The 22,744-nt window shown below is 42.1% G+C and carries 18 protein-coding genes, 1 other RNA gene and 2 other annotated features; all 19 genes read right to left on the reverse strand.

All coding sequences use genetic code 11. The annotated features are described in order from the left end of the window. Positions 1 to 63: 63 nt before the first annotated feature. Positions 64 to 822 carry a ribonuclease HII gene (locus AB5618_RS06435; protein ID WP_148462609.1) on the reverse strand — a complete coding sequence of 253 codons (759 nt, stop codon included), beginning with the start codon at positions 820 to 822 and terminating at the stop codon, positions 64 to 66. 1 nt (position 823) lies between these two features. After that, on the reverse strand, positions 824 to 1,678 hold the full coding sequence (gene ylqF / locus AB5618_RS06440) for a ribosome biogenesis GTPase YlqF (protein WP_148462610.1): 855 nt from the start codon (positions 1,676 to 1,678) through the stop codon (positions 824 to 826). Positions 1,679 to 1,775: 97 nt separating this feature from the next. Next, a complete protein-coding gene (gene lepB / locus AB5618_RS06445; RefSeq protein WP_330602651.1) occupies positions 1,776 to 2,414 on the reverse strand; it encodes a signal peptidase I in 639 nt (212 codons plus the stop codon). Positions 2,415 to 2,666: 252 nt separating this feature from the next. Continuing rightward, positions 2,667 to 3,014: a 50S ribosomal protein L19 gene (gene rplS / locus AB5618_RS06450; protein ID WP_118578454.1), complete on the reverse strand. Its 348-nt coding sequence runs from the start codon at positions 3,012 to 3,014 to the stop codon at positions 2,667 to 2,669. A 177-nt stretch (positions 3,015 to 3,191) separates the two neighbouring features. Further along, the gene (locus AB5618_RS06455) at positions 3,192 to 4,067 is read right to left on the reverse strand and encodes a methionyl aminopeptidase (protein WP_148462611.1); all 876 of its coding nucleotides are present in this window, start codon (positions 4,065 to 4,067) and stop codon (positions 3,192 to 3,194) included. Between the two features lie 302 nt (positions 4,068 to 4,369). Continuing rightward, positions 4,370 to 5,344, reverse strand: a complete 975-nt coding sequence (locus AB5618_RS06460; RefSeq protein ID WP_148462612.1) for an OmpA family protein — start codon at positions 5,342 to 5,344, stop codon at positions 4,370 to 4,372. A 12-nt stretch (positions 5,345 to 5,356) separates the two neighbouring features. Further along, entirely contained in the window at positions 5,357 to 6,979 is a 1,623-nt protein-coding gene (locus tag AB5618_RS06465) for a MotA/TolQ/ExbB proton channel family protein (RefSeq protein ID WP_118578457.1), read from the reverse strand. A 349-nt stretch (positions 6,980 to 7,328) separates the two neighbouring features. Continuing rightward, positions 7,329 to 7,940, reverse strand: a complete 612-nt coding sequence (locus AB5618_RS06470) for a histidine phosphatase family protein (RefSeq protein WP_148462613.1) — start codon at positions 7,938 to 7,940, stop codon at positions 7,329 to 7,331. Further along, positions 7,940 to 10,357, reverse strand: coding sequence for a phenylalanine--tRNA ligase subunit beta (gene pheT, locus AB5618_RS06475; protein WP_148462614.1), 2,418 nt, complete (start codon positions 10,355 to 10,357; stop codon positions 7,940 to 7,942). Before pheT ends, AB5618_RS06470 begins: the two co-directional genes overlap by 1 nt. An 89-nt stretch (positions 10,358 to 10,446) precedes the next feature. Then, positions 10,447 to 11,466, reverse strand: coding sequence for a phenylalanine--tRNA ligase subunit alpha (gene pheS / locus AB5618_RS06480; RefSeq protein WP_148462629.1), 1,020 nt, complete (start codon positions 11,464 to 11,466; stop codon positions 10,447 to 10,449). A gap of 9 nt (positions 11,467 to 11,475) precedes the next feature. Then, positions 11,476 to 11,736 (reverse strand): DUF6783 domain-containing protein, encoded by a 261-nt coding sequence (locus AB5618_RS06485; RefSeq protein WP_148462615.1) that lies wholly within the window; start codon positions 11,734 to 11,736, stop codon positions 11,476 to 11,478. Positions 11,737 to 11,789: 53 nt separating this feature from the next. Next, positions 11,790 to 12,009: a binding site (T-box leader), on the reverse strand. 42 nt (positions 12,010 to 12,051) lie between these two features. After that, positions 12,052 to 13,047: a YihY/virulence factor BrkB family protein gene (locus AB5618_RS06490; RefSeq protein ID WP_148462616.1), complete on the reverse strand. Its 996-nt coding sequence runs from the start codon at positions 13,045 to 13,047 to the stop codon at positions 12,052 to 12,054. Between the two features lie 255 nt (positions 13,048 to 13,302). Beyond that, entirely contained in the window at positions 13,303 to 14,484 is a 1,182-nt protein-coding gene (locus AB5618_RS06495) for a SpoIID/LytB domain-containing protein (protein WP_148462617.1), read from the reverse strand. Between the two features lie 132 nt (positions 14,485 to 14,616). Further along, positions 14,617 to 15,675, reverse strand: coding sequence for an aldose epimerase family protein (locus AB5618_RS06500; protein ID WP_148462618.1), 1,059 nt, complete (start codon positions 15,673 to 15,675; stop codon positions 14,617 to 14,619). 21 nt (positions 15,676 to 15,696) lie between these two features. Next, a non-coding RNA gene (ssrS, locus tag AB5618_RS06505) (6S RNA) lies at positions 15,697 to 15,874 on the reverse strand. 73 nt (positions 15,875 to 15,947) lie between these two features. Beyond that, a complete protein-coding gene (gene thrC, locus AB5618_RS06510) occupies positions 15,948 to 17,438 on the reverse strand; it encodes a threonine synthase (RefSeq protein WP_118578462.1) in 1,491 nt (496 codons plus the stop codon). Positions 17,439 to 17,656: 218 nt separating this feature from the next. Beyond that, the gene (locus tag AB5618_RS06515; protein ID WP_148462619.1) at positions 17,657 to 18,586 is read right to left on the reverse strand and encodes a cell wall hydrolase; all 930 of its coding nucleotides are present in this window, start codon (positions 18,584 to 18,586) and stop codon (positions 17,657 to 17,659) included. A gap of 466 nt (positions 18,587 to 19,052) precedes the next feature. After that, a complete protein-coding gene (locus AB5618_RS06520; protein WP_173718951.1) occupies positions 19,053 to 20,708 on the reverse strand; it encodes a 2-isopropylmalate synthase in 1,656 nt (551 codons plus the stop codon). A 168-nt stretch (positions 20,709 to 20,876) separates the two neighbouring features. Beyond that, positions 20,877 to 21,145: a binding site (T-box leader), on the reverse strand. 194 nt (positions 21,146 to 21,339) lie between these two features. Then, complete coding sequence (locus AB5618_RS06525; RefSeq protein ID WP_173770855.1) at positions 21,340 to 22,617, reverse strand: tyrosine-type recombinase/integrase; 1,278 nt, start codon at positions 22,615 to 22,617, stop codon at positions 21,340 to 21,342. Positions 22,618 to 22,744: the final 127 nt, after the last annotated feature.

Here is a 22,744-nt window from a genome sequence, read left to right on the forward strand (position 1 = left end):
TTTTGTATTCATAACTGCAAAACATATTCATATCCGGACCATCGGCCTTTTCAAAATTTCACATTATCCTATAAAATTCTTTATAAAAGTTGCCCTGTGGATCGGACTTGGGCCATATTTTTTCAGGGCTTCTATATGTGCTGCAGCTCCATACCCCTTATTTGAGGCAAAACCATATTCCGGCATCACTTTATCGTACTCTACCATCATCCGGTCTCTTGTAACCTTAGCTACAATGCTGGCAGCTGCAATGGAAATACTCTTGGCATCCCCTTTTATAATCGGCACCTGAGGTATGATCACGTCGGGAATGGTTACTGCGTCATTAAGAAGAATCTGCGGCATCGGCTCCAGCTTGCTGACAGCCTCACGCATTGCCTCATAGGTAGCCTGAAGAATATTGATCTCATCAATTCTCTGCGGACTTGCCATTCCGATTCCAACAGCTACCGCGTTCTCCATGATCACATCATACAATTCATCCCTTTTTTTAGCGCTCAACTGTTTGGAATCATTAAGATACAAGATTTTGCAGTCTCTTGGCAAAATAACAGCGCCCACTACAACCGGACCTGCCAGCGGACCTCTTCCAACTTCATCAATTCCGCACACATAGCCCAAATCTTCGTATTTGTGCTCAAATTCCTTCATCTTTTCTGTGCGCAGAAGTTCTTTCTGGTAAGCCTCTTCTTTCTTATGAAGCTGCTCCAGAAGCTTCCTGACTCCACTTCTTGTATCCTCTTTGTATTTTTCAAAAAGAGCGGCATATTCTCCCGGTTCTGCTGCCTGGATCTCACTCTTTATTTCTCCGATTTTCTGCATATTATTTACCTTCTTCTGGCACCCACTCCAAAGTGATTCTTCCAATCTTTCCAGAGCGGAAGTCATCGAACAGAATCAGAGAGGCCTTTGCATAGTCCAGTTCCTCTCCTTTCTTCAGACATCCTCTGGAGCGCGCGATTGCTTCTAATATCTGCACAGCTGTGCCTTCCTCCTGGATCTGATAGCGTTTCTCCAATGCACCAGAATATTTTTCCCGAAGGAAATCAATAAGCGTAAGGGAAAGCTCCTCCATATTCAGAATATCATCCTTGATAGAGCCAATATAGGCAAGACGCATTCCCACTGCCTCATCTTCAAACTTGGGCCAGAGAATCCCAGGAGTATCCAGAAGCTCCACATTCTTATTTAGGCGGATCCACTGTTTGCCCTTGGTTACACCTGGCTTGTTTCCTGTCTTGGCGCATGTTCTTCCAGCAAAAGTATTAATAAAAGTAGACTTACCAACGTTAGGAATTCCTACTACCATAGCACGGATCGGGCGGTTTTTGATTCCTCTTCTTCTGTCCCTCTCAGTCTTCTCCCTGCAGGCTTCCTGAATAGCCGCCTGAATCGCTTTCATACCAGAGCCGCTGCGGGAATCTACTTTTACCACATAGAACCCTTTCCCCTGAAAATAAGCTTTCCATGCTTCATTCTGGCGTTCATCTCCAAGATCTGATTTGTTCAAAAGGATCAGCCTTGCTTTATTTTTCCCAAGCTCGTCAATATCCGGATTCCGGCTTGCAAGGGGAACCCTGGAGTCCACAAGCTCAATGATCAGGTCGATCAGCTTAATGTCCTCCTGCATCTGTCTTTTCGCTTTGGTCATATGACCAGGATACCATTGTACGTTCATATTTACCTCATTCTTGCAGCTGTTCAGCAGATACTGTTCCACGAAGCGTGTAACCGCAAATGTGCTGAACAATCACTTATTTTTAAAATCTCACAGTTTAATTATTCAACGGCCCTATGTCTTTCTTCGGGGATATCTGGAACCAGAGCTTACCAGTTATATATTTCTTATTCACTCGTCCGATATCGCCATAACGGCTGTCTTCACTGTTATTACGGTTATCGCCCAGGACAAAGTACTCTCCCGCTTCCAGTGTAATAGCATTGGCTGCCATTCCCGGATTGTTGATCATAGGAAAATCTTTGCCTTCTTTATATGTCTCTCCATTGATCAGAATTCTTCCATTCACGATCTGAATGGTCTCACCTGGAAGTCCGATCACACGGCGGATATGAAGAGCCGCATCATCACTTGCATTTGTGCGAAATACAATAATATCGCCACGTTTCGGCGAGGACGCTTTATAAGCAAGCTTGTTTACAAAATACCGGCTTCCAATTGCCAGAGTAGGCTCCATGGAGCTCTCCTGCATCGTCACAGACTGAAACAGCATCATAGAAGTCAGCACTGCAAAGATCAGTGTAACTGTGATCTCGAATACCCAGATCAAAACTTTTTTCAGTTTACTGTCTTCTAATTTCTCTATGGCACCAGAAAAAGATTTTTTCTCCAGTTTTGCAATTTCCGGCATGTTGAACAACTGCTCTTTTTCTCTTTTATTTCTTCTGTCGCTCATATCTACTCCATTCGTGTCATAATTGCATGTCCTGCGTCTGGTTCCAAAACACTTTTTTCATCTCAGGCCAGATACTTTATTATCTTATCACATATCCCGAAAAAGAAAAAGAAAAAATAATCAAAAAAATGCTGCCCAGACAGTCATCACGGCCATCTGCGCAGCAAATGTCACTGTTCGTATTCACTTCGTTCACGAAAGCACTTCGCGGAACATCACCAGTGAACAGCAACCAGCAATTTTCGATTGAAATTATTTAACAAGCTCTTTAACCTTAGCAGCTTTACCTACACGGTCTCTTAAGTAGTTCAGTTTCGCACGGCGAACTTTACCACGACGGATAACTTCTACTTCTTTTACGTGTGGGGAATGAAGCGGCCATGTTTTCTCAACGCCAACGCCGTTGGAAGCTTTTCTTACTGTGAAAGTAGCTCTGGTGCTTCCGCCCTGTTTCTTTAATACAGTTCCCTCAAAGATCTGGATACGCTCACGGTTACCCTCTTTGATCAGTGCGTGTACTCTTACGGTATCACCTACGTTAAACTGTGGTACGTCTTTTTTCAGCTGTTCTGCTTCGATGTTTTTAATAATTTCGTTCATTTTAATCTCTCCTTATTCTCTGGATGTTCTTAATACCCATCACGGTAACAGCGGACCATCTTTTTTCACAACATAAGTGATTATACTATAATTATTTTCTGTTTGCAACCATTATTTTTATAAAAAGCTCATAAAACAAGTCACAAAATTTTTTTCAAAGACAATCTTCCAAAACCATTACCAACAGATAACCTCGCAGCCATCCTCTGTTACCAGTACGGTTACTTCCCACTGGGCAGAAGGCATACCGTCCTCAGTGCGTACTGTCCAATCATCTTCCTCATCTGTATATACTTCATCGCTTCCCATATTTACCATAGGCTCAATGGTAAACATCATTCCCGGCTCCATGATCACGCCGCTGTTCTCTTCGGAAGTATAGCTTACCCAGGGATCCTCATGGAATTCCAGGCCAACGCCATGTCCGCCGATTTCTTTTACAATTGTGTAGCCATTTTCAAGTGCATGCATATGAACAGCGTGACCCATATTTCCAATAGGTTCCCATGGTTTTACCTTGGAAATACCGATTTCCACACATTCTTTGGTTACGCGGACCAGTTTTTCTTTCTCAGGACTTACATTTCCAATACAGAACATACGGGATGAGTCAGAAAAATAGCCATTGTAAATTGTAGAAACGTCTACATTTACTATATCACCATCCTTCAAGATCTCATCCTCAGATGGAATTCCGTGGCATACCACCTCATTCACAGAAGTACACACGCTTTTTGGAAAACCTTCATAATTCAACGGTGCCGGGATTCCTCCATGACGCACAGTTTCCTCATGTACCCAATGATCGATTTCTTCTGTTGATACACCAGCTTTAATATGCTCTGCCACATAATCAAGTACTGCAACATTGATTCGACAGCTCTCTTTAATCTTCTCAATCTGCTCTGGAGTCTTGATCAGTTTATGGTCCAGAACCGGATATCCTTTCTGACGCAGGATTTCTACTTTCGCATCAAAAGCCTCATGGCATTTTTTGTATTTCTTTCCACTGCCGCACCAGCATGGATCATTACGTCCGATTTTTGTTGACATTTCACTCTCTCCTTTTATCTGTGGCTGCTGTGAATGCTACAGCAGCACTTTTTCTTTTGTAAAACATGATATAAACTCACTCTGTTTTTCATTTTATACTTGAAACAGATAAATTGCAACTAATTTTCTATAGAAGTCTCTACCTCCTGCAATTCATGTGTTACTGTTCATATTTTTTCAGCTGTTTTCATTTTCCCACGCAAACAGTTAAAAAAGTTTCAAACGTAAACGCAAAAAGAGTATTTCATTTTCTCTGATCTAAGAATTTGAAATACTCTTTTGCTTTTGAAAATTATATGTAACTAATTAGCTGCTGCATCTGTGCCTGCCTCTGTGGCAGTATCTGCTGCACTCTCTTCACTTCCCGCCATGATCTTACTCAGTTCTTCGATCATCTCGTCATCCTTCAGTCTGAATTTGACCTCAACACGACGGGAAGCCTCTTTATCTACATTTCCATCTGCATCCAGAATCGGATTCGCCATGGAATGTCCGTTTACAGTCAGGTAATCCTGCAAATTCAGGCTCTGGTCCTCAGTCAGAAACTCCCCCTGAATATCAAGAAGATACTGCGCCACTGCAAGTGAACGCTGCTGGGAAAGCTCCAGGTTATACGCATAATCACCATCTGTATCTGTATAACCGTCAATAATGATCTCAGCAAGATAATTCTTATAAGTATCCTCCATCAACACCTTACAGTAAATCGGAAGTACATTTCGGAGTGCTTCCTTACCAGCATCTGTAAGCTCCGACTCATCAACGTCAAACAATACACTGGCATCCAGTGTCAATGCACCAGTCTGGGAATCCAGATTTACATTGATATTATTTTTCTGGAATTCTTTTTGAAGTGCTTCCACAACTTCAGCCTTGACACCAATAATATTATCGATCTTTGTCTGCTGCTCACTAAGCTGCGTGGTCTTCTCATCCAGATCCGTCTGCTGCTGATTCAGAAGAGCCTGCTGCTCTTTTAACTTGGCTTCCTGCTCTGCCAGAGTCTGTGCCAGTGCAGTCAGCTTCTCATCTTTGGTCTTAATAGTTCCTTCCTGTTCTTCAATGGTATTCTGCTTGGCAAGAAGATCAGCCGTATACTCTGCCTGCAGAGCCAGCTTCTCATCTCTCTCCTGAATACTCTCGTCGTAGCTCTTCTGAGCCTGGAAAAGCGTCAATGACATGATCAGTATGAAAAGAAGCAGAACGCCGGCCATAACATCGGAATAAGAGCGCCATACATTAAAGCCTCCATCCCCTGATTTTCTTTTTTTGCGCATGTCTATCTCCTCTTATCTGAATAAGCCAAATTTTCCTTTCTGTGCTGCCTTAGAAAGCTCTTTCATGTTCTTGTTGATTTCCTCAAGAAGAGCCTGCTGTCCCTCATTCTGCTGAGCAATCAGATTGCCCAGCTTCTCTACAGAATCATTTCTTCCGCTTGCGATCAGAGATACATCTCTGGTATTCGCTGCAGTCACCTCACTGAGGAGCTTGCGGACCTGTTCCATTGTTTTATAGGAAAGTCTCTGATACTGGGCAAAATCCTCCATCTGGGCCGTAAACTGCTCTGCCATCTTGCTGTTTGCCTGGATCAGATCTGCACTTGCCTGACCTGTAGCACCTACTCTCTCAATAGAAGAAGCTGCTGTTTCAACATATTTCTGCATTGCCTGGTTGCAGGCAACCCAGAACTTAGCTGCAGATTTCTCGGCATCCTTCAGATAATCCACAATATGCTGATAATCCTGCTGCTGCATCTTCTGGATCTCCTGATTCTCAGAAAGGATACGATTGGCAGTAGACATGTAGCGGGTCTGCATACCTCCCATCTCCCTTACCATATCTGTAATGGCTTTGTCCTGCTTGTCATAGGTCTCAGAAAGCTTCTGGCTCATAGTCTGGTACATGGCAGAAGTATAAGCTGTATTCTCTTTCTGTGCCTTTTTCAGCTGGTCCAATGCCACGTTGAAATCACGGAACTGCATATGGAAAGAATTGTTCATCTGCTTTAAAAATTCGTCCGATATTTCACGAATAGCATCCTCCTGACATCTGGTTACAGAAGAAACCAGCATATCCAGAGAATCATTCATCTTCTGGAAGGTAGGTGTGATAACCTTCTCAAAGCTGTCTGCCATCTGAACGGAAAACTGCTCTGCCATCTGTTTCATGGCGCTTGTCTGCAGCTTCTGGCTTGCAAGCAGCAGATTTCTGGACTCATTCTCCGCTGTAGGCATTACATAAGAATGAAACTTTTCAAGGAATCCCTGAAGCTCCTCTGTCATGGATGAATACTCTCCCTTCATCCCAAAGGTATAAATAATGGAAAAAGAGATACCATAAATAGAGGTAAGGAATGCTACTTTAATACCTTCCACCAGCGCTTCTACAGAAGAAGTCATGGCGCTGTAATCTGTAGGCTGGAAATCCCGAAGACCCCAGACAAGACCAAGGAAAGTACCTAAAATACCAAGACTGGTAAAGATATCCGGAACCATTTCCAGAAGCTTCTTATGAACATGGATATCCAGCTCATCTTCATTAATGAATTCTTCAATATCTCCAAGACCTTCTTTACTATTGTTAATGCTGTCTGTAAAGCTATCCATCTTCTGATCCAGATATTTATCATCGAAGAGCTCGCCTAAATATGTAAGATTCCTGGGATCTGTCTTCCCAGGAGTCTTGAACATACCGTTCAACTCCTCTACTGCTCTGTGAAATGCCGTACTCAGATTATTCATACGGAACATTCCACCAAACATTGCGATCAGATACAGGACTGCGATCACCGCCAGAAATACGAAATTGTAGATCGTAGATGATAAGTTCCCCCTGCCGGCAAATAAAGTCAAAGCAGTGGTTCCTGCAAGAACCGCAACAAACAATACAGAATGTGTGATTTTTTTCTTCATTGTCTGCCTCCCCATTTGTATTTTCACAAAATAGATATGCCGTCTGTCGACGGCATCACCATATATGAATGCCAACCACTCTGCGCTTATAGTATCTCCAGAACCTGTAAAAAAATCATTCCCGCAATCTGAACGCCCAGGGCTTTCATCGTAATAAATTGGTGCATTTTGTGAATTTTCCATTAATAATGGTACATTTTTTATCATAATATCACAATTTTCTAATAATAACAAGAAAAAACATACCCCTTGCCTAATGAAAAATGTTACTGAAAAACGTTACCAGTGAACAGTAATCGTTTCACACCTTTTTCACACAGCCAGGGGTATTATATCATATTTCATATTTTCAGGCGTAAACCTTATCTTCCTCCAGAAATCTTGTCTTACCATCCTTCACTTCTACCAGGTTAATGCTGCAGTTAGGAGGCACACATCCATGCCAGAAATGCTCAGGATCCTTGTACAGGTTCTGGAGAAGAGCCCGCACTGCACATCCATGGGAAGACACCAAAATCGTCTTGTCTGCCAGAGACGGATCTGAGGTTTTTTCAAGCCAGAATTCTCTGGTACGATCCAGGACATCCTGAATATTCTCTCCGTTTTCCGGACGCGGAAATTTTAGAGGATCCTTAAAAAACAGATCAAATTCTTTGCAGTTGGACTCCATAGTATTTCCAGTTCTCATAATGTGCCCTTCCAGAACCCCGAAATTAATTTCCTGAATCCTTTTATCCGGTATCACAGGAATATCACGACTGCCCAGAACCAACCGGGCAGTCTGTCTCGCACGGGTAAGGGGACTTGTAAAACAGATATCAAACTTTACATCCATCAGAGCCTCGCCTGTTCTTCTGGCAAGATCAATTCCCTCCTGAGCAAGAGGAATGTCTGCTGAACCCTGAGCCTTATGAAGGTGATTCCAGGGCGTCAGACCGTGTCTTACAATATATAAAAGCATCAGCTTCTCAACTCGATTCCAAGTCCTTCCAGACCATTTAAAATTTTCTTCATTGCTGCAGAAATCTCGCTTTCTTCCAGAGTCTTGTCGTGATCACGGAATACAAGCGCATAAGCCATAGACTTGTAGCCACCCTTGATCTGGCTTCCTTCGTAGATATCAAACAGCTGATAACTCTCCAGGATCTTTCCGCCTCTCTGAGCAAGAATGTCCTCGATCTGACCTGCAAGCACCTGCTTCGGAACCAGCATACTGATGTCACGGGTTACTGCCGGATATTTTGCAATTCCGGTAAACTTGCGGTCAAAATTTGCAAATTCAAGAACGCTCTTGATATCGATCATTGCGATATATGCGCGCTCCCCAATTCCATAATTATCTGCAACCAGCGGATGAACCTCTCCAAGATAACCTACAACGGTTCCCTCGTATACCATATCGGCCTGTCTTCCAGGATGAAGAAATGGTTTTCCGCTTACCGGATCATACTCCATTTTTTTCTTCATACCGATTTTTTCGAAGAACTCCTCACAAACGCCCTTCATGTCAAAGAAATCACCGGTTCCGTACATTCCAAGTGTAAACATGGTTCTTTCATCTGGAAGCTCGGTAAGTGGAAGTGCCTTCGGAAGATATACATTTCCAAGCTCATAAAGACGAACGTCTTTGTTTCTTCTGTTATAGTTAGTTGCCAGAGAAGAAAGCATTCCATTCAGTGTACTGGTACGCATAATGCTGTAGTCCTCACCAAGAGGATTGCTGATGGTGATCACCTGACGAAGTACATTATCTTCTGGAATTCTCAGTTTGTCAAATACCTTCGGGCTCTCAAATGAGTAAGTCATACCTTCTGAGAATCCGCAGTACTCTGCAATATCTCTTGCGATATTTTCAATGCGAAGCTTGAATGGCATTTTTCCTGTAGTAGCCTCACCGGATGGCAAAGTTGTAGGAATCTTGTCATATCCGTAGAAACGTGCAATTTCTTCTGCAACATCTGCCATGCAGTGGATATCCTGGCGGAAAGTCGGTGCTACGATTTCATTTGTCTCCTCATCATAGGTGAGTTCGATCTTTGCAAGATAGCCAAGCATCTCTTCTTTGGAAAGATTTGTTCCAAGAAGACCGTTGATACGGTCTGGCTCAAATTTTACACGGGATGGCTTGCTGACCTTATTGCAGATATCAACCATACCGCCAACAACCTCACCGGCACCAAGCTCTTCCATCAGCTGGCAGGCTCTGTCGATTGCAGCCTTTGCATTATTCGGATCAAGACCTTTCTCAAACTTGCCGGAAGCATCTGTACGAAGTCCGATTCTCTTGGAAGAAAGTCTGATGTTTGTTCCATCAAAGCAGGCTGCCTCAAACAGAACTGTGTGTACGTCATCTGTGATCATGGAGTTCTCGCCGCCCATAATACCTGCGATTCCAACTGGTTTCTCACCATCGCAGATCATCAGGACGTTCTCATCCATAATACGTTCCTGACCATCCAGTGTGACAAATTTCTCATCTTTACCCGCACAGCGTACAACAATTTCATGGTTTGCAATCGTATCGAGATCGTAAGCATGCATTGGCTGTCCAAACTCTTCCATTACATAGTTGGTGATATCTACCAGATTGTTGATCGGGCGGATTCCATTGGAAGCCAGGCAGCGCTGCATCCATTTCGGAGATGGTCCGATCTTAACATTTTTTACAACTCTTGCACAATAACGTGGGCAAAGCTCCGGTTTCTCTACAGTTACCTTTACGTAATCAGAAGCTTTTTCATCATTTCCTGTCTCTTTAACTTCCGGAGGGTAAAATTTCTTACCAAAAGTAGCTGCTGCTTCTCTTGCAATTCCAAGAACACCATAACAGTCAACACGGTTGGATGTGATCTCATATTCAAATACAACGTCATCAAGTCCAAGAGCCTTAATAGCGCTTTCACCTACAACTGCGTTTTCCGGGAATATATAAATTCCATATTCTGGGGCTTCCGGATACATATCCCGGTTGCTTCCCAGCTCTTCGATGGAGCACATCATGCCGTTGGACGGTACTCCGCGAAGTTTTCCGGCTTTGATCCTGATTCCGCCAGGAGTCATTTTTCCATCATGTCCTCCTGCTACACGACCTCCGTCAAGAACAACCGGAACCTTGTCTCCCTCTTTTACGTTTGGAGCGCCAGTAACGATCTGGATCACCTCAGATCCGATATTCACCTGGCAGATGATCAGCTTATCTGCATCCGGATGTTTCTCAATTTTCTCAATCTGTCCAATTACAATCTTGTCAAGGTCAGCATCAAGCCTAGTGAAGCCCTCTACCTTTGTACCTGACAATGTCATTGCATCTGTATATTCCTGTGCGGTTACGTCAAGATCCGGCACATACATTTTCATCCAAGATAATGAAGTATTCATTTATTTAATCCTCTTCTCACTCTAATATTTATATTATGAAAGATAACTGCTCAGTATCTTCACAGTTACACGCTTCGCGACGCCAGAAATCAGAACTGCTTCAGGAAACGGACATCGTTCTCATAAAGCAGACGCATATCATCAATCTCATATTTCAGAAGCGCGATACGCTCAAGGCCTACACCAAATGCAAAACCCGTGTACTCTTCCGGATTGATTCCACACATGCGAAGTACATTGGGATGAACTGTTCCACAGCCAAGGATTTCGATCCAGCCGGATCCTTTACAGAAACGGCAACCTTTTCCGCCGCATTTGAAGCAGGAAACATCAACCTCTGCACTTGGCTCTGTAAACGGGAAGTGATGTGGTCTGAATTTTGTTTTGGTTTCTGGTCCGAAAAGTTCTTTCGCAAATACTTCAAGAGTTCCTTTCAGGTCTGCGAACGTAATATTTTTATCTATTACAAGGCCCTCAATCTGATGGAAGGATGGAGAATGAGTTGCATCTACTTCATCAGAACGGAATACTCTTCCAGGTGCGATCATACGGATCGGCAGTTTGCCTTTTTCCATGGCACGTGCCTGAACCGGAGATGTCTGGGAACGAAGAAGTATGGAATCATTGATAAAGAAAGTATCCTGCTCGTCTCTTGCCGGATGATTCTCCGGAATATTCAGCTTAGTAAAGTTGTAATCTGCATATTCAACTTCCGGTCCTTCTACAACTTCATAGCCCATTCCAATAAAAATGTGCTCAACCTCTTCCAACGCAATGCTGTTGGGATGGCGATGACCGATTCTGGATTTCTTTGCAGGAAGGGTAACATCGATTACTTCTGCTTTCATCTTCTCTTCTCTGACTGCTTCTTCCAGTTTCTGTCTGGACTCTTCAAGAAGAGTTTCAATCTTAACTCTGGTCTCGTTTACAAGCTGGCCAACCTTCGGTCTCTCCTCCGGGGAAACGTCTTTCATTCCTTTTAAGATTGCGGTAAGCTCTCCTTTTTTTCCAAGATATGCCACACGCACATCATTTAATTTATCCAGGCCTTCGGATTCTTCAATCCGTACTCTGGCGTTCTCAGCCAGTTCCTGAAGTCTTTCTTTCATATCCATGGTTTATTTCTCCTTTATTTTTATAATCTGCCAGGTGAGGGAAGGCACGGAAGGGAAGAAAATATCTACATAGCAGATTTTTTCTTTCGTAAAAGCGGATTGTTCCACGCTAGAGCGTGTTTGAAAAAGGCTTTCTGCAAGATGTGCGTCACAATTTGTGGGAGATTTTGTCCGGATGAGGGCGTCGTAGCGGGCTACGACAACCGAATTCGGGCAAAATATACCGCAAAGTGGGGCTTGCAGATTACGGGAATGATTTTTCAAACAGGCTCTAGCGCTCCCAGGACTTTACAACGTAAAAAAGCTCCGTCCCCAATAAAAGGGACGAAGCATATTCCGCGGTACCACCCTGATTCCTGTATATACAGGCTCTCTCGCCGCTTAACGCGCAGCTTCACGTCGCTTCCTACTGAAAATTTCAGAAACGCGGCTCCGGTGCGAAACTCAGAAACTATCTGAACTTAAGGAAGCTTACAGCCGGTGGCTTCCTCTCTCTGAAAGAAAATAATTTCCTAAAAACACCTTCCTGGCTTTTTCTCTTTTATAACTATGCCACATCAGAGTAAATCTGTCAAGAGGTTAATTTGTCTGTTGCTCTTCCTTCTTTTTCTCAGCTGAAACTTTCATCTCAGTCTTTTTCTTTCTTCCATTCTCTTTTTCCAGATATTTTTTCTTCTCCTTATTAAGCTCTTTTTCCGCCTCATCACGCTCGCGGCTGAGCATTTCCCTCATGGATGCCTGGGCCATTCTGAATTGCTTTTCAAAGTAAGCGTTAATCTCTGCTCCATATAGCAGAAGATTCATACAGATATACAGCCACAGCATCACCATGATCAACGCTGTCAGGCTTCCATACATATTGCTGAAGCCTGGAAACATGTCAAAATAAATAGAAAAGAAATAGGAAAACAGGGACCACCCTGCTGCGATCAGAAGAGCTCCCGGCACCTGACTTTTAAAAGTAGCTTTACGGTTTGGAAGCATTTTATACAAAATCAAAAAAATCAGAAACAATCCAGCAAATACAAGCGCCGTCCTGGCTCCAATGATCTTTCCGATAATTCTCCCAAGGAATGGAACGTACTTTCCCGCCATAATCTGAATCTGATTTCCAAGAACCAGAAGCAGAAGACTTGCAATAATTGCAATGCTGAACAGAAATGTATAAACAACTGCATACATTCTGGTAATCAGCCAGTTACGGGTCTCATGAACGTGATAAATGCTATTCAGTCCATTCGTAAGGGACTGCATGGCTTTTCCTGCAGACCACAATGCCATGATAGCAGAAATCGGAACTACCGCCGTGCTTCTGCCATATACTTCTGATACAATGGTAAGCACAAAATTCTGTATATTATGGGGCACAAATGCCCGGATGGTTTCGCTGACCATATTGTATGTTAAAGGTGTATATCGAATTATAGTCGTGAGAAACAGAATAAACGGAATAAAAGACATAATCAGGAAATATGCTGCCTGTGCCGCATAAGCTCCCACATGGTCTCCATTTGCCCTGTCCATAAAACCGAACAGAAGCTGGAGAACGCTCTGTTTTTCTTTCTTCTTATCCATATGATTGCTCCTGTTACATTTTCGTAATCATTTTTTGTATCATATCACGAAACATGCTTTCTGTCTACTTTTTCCTGGTGTTACTGTTCTTTCCGTTCACAGCAACAATTACTGTTCACTCCATAATCAGTAAACGCTTCGCGATGCACAAAAAGACGAACCTTCCTGTGACAAGCACAAACAGCAGCGTTTGCTGCGCAAACTTAATTCTCGGGTTTTCTGTGAACTTTGTTCACAAAAATACCTTGCAAAATGTCATGTTTCCCGCTTTGACAGGTTATTCCCCACCACTTCCAACGTAATATCCTTAAAAAAATAATTTAGGATTTCCTGCCAGCCATAGCCTTCCCTGGCCATTTCATTTGCCCCGTTCTGGCTCATTCCCACACCGTGTCCATACCCTTTCCCTTGAATCTGTACTGCCTTACCTGATTTCACGTTCAGCTCAAAATAGGCACTTGGCAGAAGATTACTGCCGTTCACAATACTTCCATCTTTTTCTGTAATCAAACACCCTGCCGGGGAAAGAAATTGCCGTATTTCATATTCGCCTTCCAGCTGTATACTTTTATTTTCCGTCACAATCTCCATTCCCGTAACTGCACCACTGATATTCTTTTTAATAACCTGAAGTCCTATAAATTTCCCACTGCCTTCCAGATTTCCCGATCGTTTCTCCAAAGTTTCCCAGGGAATTTCCACGCTCCAGCTGCTCCATGGCATATTCTGGTCAAAATCACATTCTACACTTTTCAGATAAGCTGCCGACCTGTCTGCTCCCCATATCTCATCTGTGCTTGTCCTGCCTGCTGATGTAGAAAAATAATAAGCCGTGATCGGTTCTCCATTCTGGCATAGGATCTGACCTTTTGTATCCTGTACTGCTTTATTTGTTCTTTTATCTGCCCCAAAATTGTTGTAAACCTGATAATTCACGCTATCATCTACATCCGCCCCATATTTTTCCAGACTGTTTTCCTGTATCTGGCAAACTGCATAGGTTCTGGCACATACTGCCTGGGCCATTAATGCCTGTTCTTCATAGGATGCAGGCATTTCACTTGGAACTACACCTTCCAGATAAGCTTCCAGAGACAATTCATTAATAACCAACAGCCCCTGCGCTGTCTTTTGAATTTCCAGAGTACCATAATAAACAGGAGGATTCTGAGCTCTTTCAATAGAGGGAATCGCAATGCCATCAACTCCCCCGTCCAGAAGCAGACTATCATTCTGGAGTTCCTGTGAATCCGGGGTGTAGGTATGTTCTTTTCCTTTTTGTTCTATAGTTACTGATGGGTGATAACAGGATTGCCAGGACGAGTCTGTGAGAAGGACACGAATGGAAGGCTCTTGTTGTTGCACCTTATTTTCGGCAGTCTCCTTTTCTTTTTCTTTCAGCTCCCTTTTGGCACCTTCTTCACTCCTCTTGTTCATTTCTGCGGCTTTTCCAAACAGAAGCAGCCAGCCCAGCAGTACAAGCAAAAAATAATTCAATTCATAAAAAAATCTGGTCTTCTTCATACAAAAGTATATGAAGAAAACCAGACAAAAATATCTGTATTATAATTATTTTCTTACGTCAAATTTATATGCGGTAAAAGACTGATATTTCTCACCAGCTTCCAGTACTGGTGAATGGAATGCTTCCACATTTACTGCATTTGGTTCAACCTGTGTCTCAAGGCAGAAGCCTTCACGCTTATTGTAAACATGTCCATTCTTACCCTTCTCGTCAATAACAAAATTACCAGCATAGAACTGCACACATGGACAATCCGAAACCACATCCATCGTAATACCAGAGGTCTCATTGTATGCAACTGCAACCGTTCTCCGACTGCCTTTCGCGTAATTGTCAGTCACATAATTGTGGTCATATCCGCCAGTGAACTTCAACTGCTGGAAGTCTGCCTCGATTTCCTGGCCAATCTTTTTCGCCTTATTAAAATCCATAGGAGTACCCTCTACTGCTGCATATTCGCCTGTAGGAATAGAGAACTCATCCACCGGATTATAATCTCTGGCATGGATCGTAAGATATGTATCAAGAACCTTGCCGCTTCCCTCCCCTGTAAGGTTGAAGTAGGAATGGTTGGTCATATTTGCCAGTGTCGCCTTGTCACTGATTCCGCTATAGTAAATCTGCAAGGTATTGTCCTCTGTAAATTCATATGTAACAGACACCTGGAATTCTCCCGGGAATCCATTCTCGCCATCCGGGCTGATTCTGGAAAAAGTAATGGCATTTTTGTCAGAATCTGTATTCTTAACAGTCCAAATCTTCTTCTCGAAGCCATTGGGGCCGCTGTGAAGATTATTGTCATTCTCATTCTTGTCAAGCTGGTATTCCTGTCCATAAAGGGAAAATCTGGCACCTGCGATACGGTTTCCGCTTCTTCCTATGATTGCACCAAAGAAGCAGCCATTTACTTCGTACTGCTGAACATCGTCATAACCAAGCACTACATCTGTAAGCTCCCCATCTTTGTCCGGAACGCAAAGCTTCACAAGAATGGCACCGTAATCCATCACTTCTGCATATGCACCGGATTTATTCTCCAGATGGTATAAAGTAATCTCTTCCCCAGAGGTTAAGTTTCCAAATTTCTTTGCTGTAACACCCATATTACCTACCTCCCTGTTCTAAAAAATCCCAGAATGCCGTTCCCTTTCTTTTGACGCCTAGCTAACCGCTAGGTGGGTATCCTCAACAGGACTTCTGCCTACCACAACGAGAGGTCTGACATCCGCACTGCGATATTGGATTCCCTTGATGTCAATGTAGGTTCAAAAATAAAAGGGGCCTCGCACATCCCAGGATTCATTTTCTAAAAATAATTATACTCTAGTATATACTGTTTTTCAACAGAAAATGCACAAATTCTTTTTACTGATTTTTAACTGATTTTTAGAATCTCTTTCACAGTTGCAGGCATATCTTCTGCATCTACTACCCGGTCATGAAGTACTGGTGCAGTACGGATATCGTTGACTGCCTTCGGAACTGCCACCCCGGAAAGCTTCTCAAGTGCGTCTGCAAGCCCGAAATCGTCCAGATTCTCATGTCCCTCGGAGATTGCATCCATAACACTTCTGGTAAACTTGTATGGACTTGCTGTAGAAGCAATAACTGCCGGAATCTTATCTCCGGTATCTTTCACATATTTTTTGTATACGCCAGCAGCAACTGCAGTATGTGTATCAATCACATAATCACTTGTCTTATATACTTCGCGGATAGCTTCCTTCGTCTCTTCTTCGGAGCAGTAGTTTCCATAGAAATCCTTCAGCTGGGCTTTCATCTCAGGTGTAATAGTGTATTCACCACCCTTGGAAAGATTTTCCATAAGTTTTGCACACTCCTCAGGATTTCCGCCTGTAATGCGATAGATCAGGCGCTCCAGATTGCTGGAAATCAAAATATCCATAGATGGAGAACTGGTAAGGATAAAATCTCTCTTTCTATTGTATGTACCTGTGGAGAAGAAATCAAACAGAACCTTGTTCTCATTAGAAGCACAAATCAGCTTGTTCACCGGAAGTCCCATCTGTTTTGCATAAAATGCTGCCAGAATGTTTCCAAAATTTCCTGTAGGAACTACTATATTGATCTCCTGTCCGGCTTCGATCTTGTTCTGGCGCACCAGCGCAGCATATGCATATACATAATAAACGATCTGGGGAACAAGACGTCCAATGTTAATGGAGTTTGCAGAAGAGAACTGGAATCCAGCCTGGGAAAGCTCTGCTGCCAGTTCTTTATCATTGAACATTTTCTTTACAGCTGTCTGGGCATCGTCAAAATTACCTGTGATACCCACAACGTAAGTATTGGCACCTTTCTGGGTTACCATCTGCTTCTCCTGGATCGGGCTTACGCCATGTTTCGGATAGAATACAATAATCCTGGTTCCCGGAACATCGGCAAAACCTGCAAGTGCTGCTTTTCCAGTATCTCCGGAGGTCGCAGTCAGGATAACGATTTCATTTTTTACATTATTCTTTCTTGCTGCAGTCGTCATAAGATATGGCAAAATGGAAAGTGCCATGTCTTTAAATGCAATTGTAGGACCATGGAAAAGTTCCAGATAATATGCCCCGTCAGCTTCCTTAAGAGGTGCGATCACATCTGTGTCAAACTTCTTGTCATATGCTCGGTTGATACAAGTGCGCAGCTCTTCTTCTGTAAAGTCAGTAAGAAGGCGGCTCATTACCTGATAAGCAGTTTCCTGATAAGTCATTCTGGAAAGTTCATCCATAGAAACATCAAGTGCCGGAATCTGTGTTGGTACAAACAGTCCTCCATCTTCAGAAAGTCCCTTTAAAATAGCCTGGGAAGCGGTTACCGGTTCTCCTTTTCCTCTGGTGCTCTGGTACATTACCTGCATTTGTTATTCCTGCCTTTCGCTTATTGTTATGAGGTACACATTCCGGAATCTGTAACCTTCCGACAGTCATCCTCTCTTTGTTATCATATTTTAACTTTACAGGTATTATACATACTTCACCGTGCTAAATCAACACCCAATTTGAAAAAGCCACCTGGAATTGTAATTTCCTGGCGGCTTATATCTCTTTATTACAGAATGTTACTGTTATTAAAATATTATTTTTTCACCATCTGAACAACATTTGTGTCATCTTCTGAGGTTTCATTCTCAGTGTTCTGTGACTTAGCTTCATCCGGGTAGGTGTAAAACTCGTGAACACCATATTTAAATAATTTTTTTAAATCCTTATCAAACCAGGACACGTTCTTTTTGTCCGCAGCAGAACGCTGAACAAAGAACAGAGCTCCTTCTGAATAGTCAGTTCCCTCTAATGCCTGTTTCACAGCTTCCCTGGTCTCATCTGTTACCGTTACTTCATAAAACTTACCATCGTAAACAGGTGAAAACTGAGGAATTCCATTTCTCTGATCCAGAATAACACCTGTAATGGTATCTGGAAATTCCTCATGGGAAAGGCGGTTCATAATTACATTTGCGATCAGTACACGACCTTTAATGTCCTCTGTGCCCGCCTCTGCCTCTACTATATGAAGCAAGTTATCATAATCTGCGTCCGACATGATCTTCGGATTTGCAGACATGGATACTGCAGCTGCATCAAGGCTCGCAACTGTATCAGCCATAGAGTCCCCTACATTCAACTCATCCACGTTTCCTTTTATCTGCTTCACGCGCTGGCCTACCATGACTCTCTCGCATGAAGTTCCAATTCTTGTTACAGATGTTCCTGCTGAAAGAGTATCTGCAACACTGGTTACCATACCGGCAATTCCGGTAGGCAGATCATACTCTACACTTCCAAGGTCAGTCCAGGCATCCGCGGATCTATTCTCTTTGTCCGAAGCTGCATATACCTGGCTCCGTGGACCAAACTCCGCCACCTTCGTTCCAACTGCCAAAATCATTGCCAACGTGGCGCAGGCGCTAAGAGCTACAAAATTATGTACAAGAGCATTTCCATTCTTTTTTTTCTGGGCATCGCTCTTGCAAGTTGTTACATGTTGTAAACTTCTTTTTAATTTCATATTCTTCTTTCCTTGCACTTCTGTTATGTTTTGATTTCTTTTATTATTTATTCTGTAACATTTCTGTAATTTATAGGAAAATTATATTTAATAAACTCCAAAATGTCAAGTTTTTTTTGCTTTCTATAGCTTTTTTCTCTAAAAACAGGTAAAAAAAGAAAGGCAACAAGAAAGAAATAGGATGATTCATTCAAAAATCATGTAATATTTTTGATAAATTTACCCTGTTTCTATTTGTCCCCTTTTATTCTTAGGTATGGTTATTTCTCCCCTTCTTATGGATTTTATTATAGCTTTTCTTTTTCTGTTCGTCAAACCTTTTTTATCGCCGAATTCTGACAAAAAGCGCCGTTACCTTTCAAAGCAGCAAACCACCGCACAGTCTTTTTTATGAACTGATTTGCGGTGGTTTGTCTTTTTGTTATCAAATATGCTTCTTATTATAAATAAGGTTTAAACAAATCTCTCAGCGGTTATTAATTGCTGTTACAAGTGCATCAATGGAAGCACGGATAATATCCGGGTCTACGCCTGCTCCCCACGCCATAGTTCCGTCAGGTTTCTTGATTCCAACATATGCTATAGCCTTAGAACTGGAGCTGCGCTCTAACGCATGTTCCTGGTATACTTCCAGAGAATACTTCAATTCGTATGCTTTCTTCAGGGCATTGCTCACTGCGTCAAGACGTCCATTTCCCACAGCCTCTGTGGTAATTGTTTTTCCATTAAATGTGGAGATTACCTTAGTTGTAATTCCCTCGCTCGTCTGCTGGAAGTGCACTTCATTAATGCTGTACGGCTGTCCCACATTCTCAAAAGTCTTTTTGAACAGATCAAAGATTTCATCTGGATGAAGCTCTTTATGAAGGTGATCAGAAACACCCTTGGCTGCGTAACCCATTGCCTCACGCATTTTTGGCGGAAGGTTCAGACCGTATTTTGTTTCCAGAATGTAGCCTACGCCGCCTTTGCCAGACTGGCTGTTGATACGGATAACATCTGCATCATAATTACGTCCAACATCTGTGGGATCAATTGGCAGATACGGAACTGTCCAGCGGTTCGGATCTTTTTCCTCGATCCAGTGCATACCTTTGGCAATTGCATCCTGATGGGAACCAGAAAATGCTGCAAAAACAAGTGCTCCACTGTATGGACTTCTCTCTCCAACTGTCATTCCCGTGCAACGCTCATACACCTCGCAGATGTGAGGCATATCGGAGAAGTCAAGCTTCGGATCTACTCCCTGGGAATACATGTTCATTCCAAGTGTTACAATATCAACATTACCAGTACGCTCTCCGTTTCCAAAAAGAGTTCCCTCGATGCGGTCTGCTCCGGCAAGAATTCCCATTTCAGAATCTGCCACACCACAACCTCTGTCATTGTGAGGATGTAAGGAAACGATTACATTTTCACGGCGAAGCATATGTTTGCACATATATTCAACCTGACTCGCATATACATGCGGCATGGAATGCTCCACTGTTACCGGAAGGTTGATGATACATTTGTTGTCCGGAGTCGGCTGCCATACATCGATAACCGCATTGCAGACCTCAAGGGCATATTCCGGCTCAGTTCCTGTAAAGCTCTCCGGACTATACTCAAACTGGAAGTTTCCTTCTGTCTGTTCAGCCAGTTCTTTTAATAATTTCGCACCTTCTACGGCAATCTTTAAAATCTCTTCTTTGGATTTCTTGAATACCTGTTCACGCTGTGCAACAGATGTGGAATTGTATACGTGAACAATAGCTTTGGGCGCACCTTTTACGGCTTCAAAGGTTTTACGGATAATATGCTCCCTTGCCTGTGTCAGTACCTGGATCGTAACATCTTCAGGAATCAGTTTGCGATCGATCAGGGTACGAAGGAACGTATACTCTGTCTCGGAAGCAGCTGGAAATCCTACTTCAATCTCTTTAAACCCAATCTGTACAAGAAGTTTGAAAAACTCAACCTTCTGTTCCAGGCTCATTGGGATGACAAGTGCCTGATTTCCGTCACGAAGGTCTACAGAACACCATGCAGGTGCCTTATCAATATAGTCCTTTTTTGCCCAGTCCATACAGGTTTCTGGTGGAAGATAATACTGTTTTTTGTATTTGCTTACATTCATCATTTTTTATTCCTCCATATTGTAAATTTAATTTTTCTCTTTTCTGTGACGGAAGGATTCTTTGTCTGCTGGGTCAGAGCTCAGTCTGATAAAGCAGCTTTATGTGGTATTAAATTCCAATGGAATTACTATCACATAAAAAAAGTCCTCCAGCTCTGCACACATACAGGTGCAAGAGACGGAAGACATACATCTTACGCGGTACCACTCTTATTTCATGAATAGAATCCATACACTTATCGGATACGGGATTACTCCTTATATCCTTTCCCTGTAACGGTGGAATCCGGCTGTGTCTACTCTCGCTTCTTCTAATCATTCGAAGTAATTTCAGACAGCTGCTCCAAGGCGAGTTCTACAGTTTCCTTCCGTCATCTCACACCACCCGATGACTCTCTGCGCTCCGATACCTGTGTACTACTCCTTATCAAAGCATTTCTCTTATATGTTCTTTGTGGTTATTACCTTAACATTTTTCAAGTCACTTGTCAATGACTAATCGGGGCAACAGGATTTGAACCTGCGACCTCACGGCCCCCAAATGACTTTCTTACTATACCCTATAATCCCTTAAAAATCAAGCATTTTATTTGTTTGATAGTAAAATAATTTTGATTACCTTGATTACTTTTTGTTATTTTACTTCAATTTCTTCAATAATTTTTGTTTTATATTTCAAATCTGTTGTATCAAAAGTGTAATATTTTTCATTTACTTCTTCAGTATGACCAAGCAAAGAAGCCGCGACTGTTGTAGAGACTCCATTACATTTCAATTTAGAATTTACTGTTTTTCTAAAAGAATGAATTCCTCTGTTCCTTATTCCTTGCTGCTTGCATTTATTTTTTATACAAGAAGATACTTTTGGAGCATGAATTCTACCGTCTTTATCAGCGAAGACCCATTCGCATAAAAATCCATTTATCTGTTCAACATACTTTACTGTGTTAAACAGCTTCTCAATCTCTTTAGTCTTTGGGAAAACTCTGTCTTTCTTATTCTTAGTCTTATCAATAATATACTCTTTTGTAATCCTATCGTATTTTTCAGACTTGTTAATGACAATGTAATCCATCTTAATGTCTTCCCATTTAAGCGCAACAATTTCTCCTACCCTCATCCCTGTTAAAGAAGCTAACTGTACTGCATATGTAGGGATATAATCTGGTTTTTTCTCATGGTCAAGATCAAATCTCTCATGTAGACTGTTCAAATCCAAATCAGAAAAAATTTTCTGCTCTAAAGGCTTTTCTTTCTCTACACAATATTGATAGAACTGTTTTGCCTGTAAGAATTCCATAGGATCACCAACAATGGCTTTATTCACTCTTGCGCTGTAGATTGTGTTCTTAATATAACTGAATAATGTTTTACATGCCTTTTTGCACAGTTCTTTTTCCTTAACCGTTTTTACGATAAAAACCTTTATATCTTCTTCCGTTATGTCCTGAATATTCTTTTTTACAAATGGGGTGCCATCGAAATATCTTTTGCGGTCTGTATTATACTTGCATACGGTATTGTGACAAACCAGAGAATCTTGGACACTACGCCAATGCTCATATGAATCTTTAAAAGTTTTTATCTTGCGTTCTTCTTTTTTGGGATTTTGGCGGTAATACTGAATCACTGCTTTTTCAATGGCTGCCTTTGTAGACCTTTTCACCTGTTTACGTCCATCTTCGCCATCTGGTAAATATGTATACCACTTTTGATTATTTCCTTGCCAAATCTTATATTGATGATTTTGTAAAATTTCCGCATTCTTCATCATCTCAACTTGATCCTGCAAATGTGGTAAGTCGATGATACCATTTTTGATTGCAAAATTCAACATTTCCTGTTCATTTGATCCAAGTCCCATTACTGCTGCATTTGTTGTTTCATGTGTTACACAATTTGTTATTTCCATAAAAATTACCTCAATATATTCAAAAAGAGCTTCCAAGAAGCCATTACCAGTTGCAGTAATTTCTTCTTAAAAGCTCTTTGTTTTATAAGAAAAACACAATAAAAATCTGATTATCCGCTAAAACACA

Source organism: Ruminococcus sp. J1101004sp1_RTP21198st1_B9_RTP21198_201120 (genome assembly GCF_040924245.1).
Taxonomy (GTDB): Bacteria; Bacillota; Clostridia; order Lachnospirales; family Lachnospiraceae; genus Blautia_A; species Blautia_A faecis.

Bases quoted from the DNA above. Each gene is read 5' to 3' on its own strand.
- AB5618_RS06460 (WP_148462612.1), bottom strand. From the start codon at position 5,344: ATGCGCAAAAAAAGAAAATCAGGGGATGGAGGCTTTAATGTATGGCGC.
- AB5618_RS06490 (WP_148462616.1), bottom strand. From the start codon at position 13,047: ATGGATAAGAAGAAAGAAAAACAGAGCGTTCTCCAGCTTCTGTTCGGT.
- AB5618_RS06525 (WP_173770855.1), bottom strand. From the start codon at position 22,617: ATGGAAATAACAAATTGTGTAACACATGAAACAACAAATGCAGCAGTA.
- rplS (WP_118578454.1), bottom strand. From the start codon at position 3,014: ATGAACGAAATTATTAAAAACATCGAAGCAGAACAGCTGAAAAAAGAC.
- AB5618_RS06435 (WP_148462609.1), bottom strand. From the start codon at position 822: ATGCAGAAAATCGGAGAAATAAAGAGTGAGATCCAGGCAGCAGAACCG.
- AB5618_RS06465 (WP_118578457.1), bottom strand. From the start codon at position 6,979: ATGAAGAAAAAAATCACACATTCTGTATTGTTTGTTGCGGTTCTTGCA.
- AB5618_RS06500 (WP_148462618.1), bottom strand. From the start codon at position 15,675: ATGGGTGTTACAGCAAAGAAATTTGGAAACTTAACCTCTGGGGAAGAG.
- AB5618_RS06520 (WP_173718951.1), bottom strand. From the start codon at position 20,708: ATGATGAATGTAAGCAAATACAAAAAACAGTATTATCTTCCACCAGAA.
- AB5618_RS06455 (WP_148462611.1), bottom strand. From the start codon at position 4,067: ATGTCAACAAAAATCGGACGTAATGATCCATGCTGGTGCGGCAGTGGA.
- AB5618_RS06515 (WP_148462619.1), bottom strand. From the start codon at position 18,586: ATGAAATTAAAAAGAAGTTTACAACATGTAACAACTTGCAAGAGCGAT.
- lepB (WP_330602651.1), bottom strand. From the start codon at position 2,414: ATGAGCGACAGAAGAAATAAAAGAGAAAAAGAGCAGTTGTTCAACATG.
- pheS (WP_148462629.1), bottom strand. From the start codon at position 11,466: ATGAAAGAAAGACTTCAGGAACTGGCTGAGAACGCCAGAGTACGGATT.
- ylqF (WP_148462610.1), bottom strand. From the start codon at position 1,678: ATGAACGTACAATGGTATCCTGGTCATATGACCAAAGCGAAAAGACAG.
- AB5618_RS06470 (WP_148462613.1), bottom strand. From the start codon at position 7,940: ATGCTTTTATATATTGTAAGACACGGTCTGACGCCCTGGAATCACCTT.
- thrC (WP_118578462.1), bottom strand. From the start codon at position 17,438: ATGCAGGTAATGTACCAGAGCACCAGAGGAAAAGGAGAACCGGTAACC.
- pheT (WP_148462614.1), bottom strand. From the start codon at position 10,357: ATGAATACTTCATTATCTTGGATGAAAATGTATGTGCCGGATCTTGAC.
- AB5618_RS06495 (WP_148462617.1), bottom strand. From the start codon at position 14,484: ATGAACAAGAGGAGTGAAGAAGGTGCCAAAAGGGAGCTGAAAGAAAAA.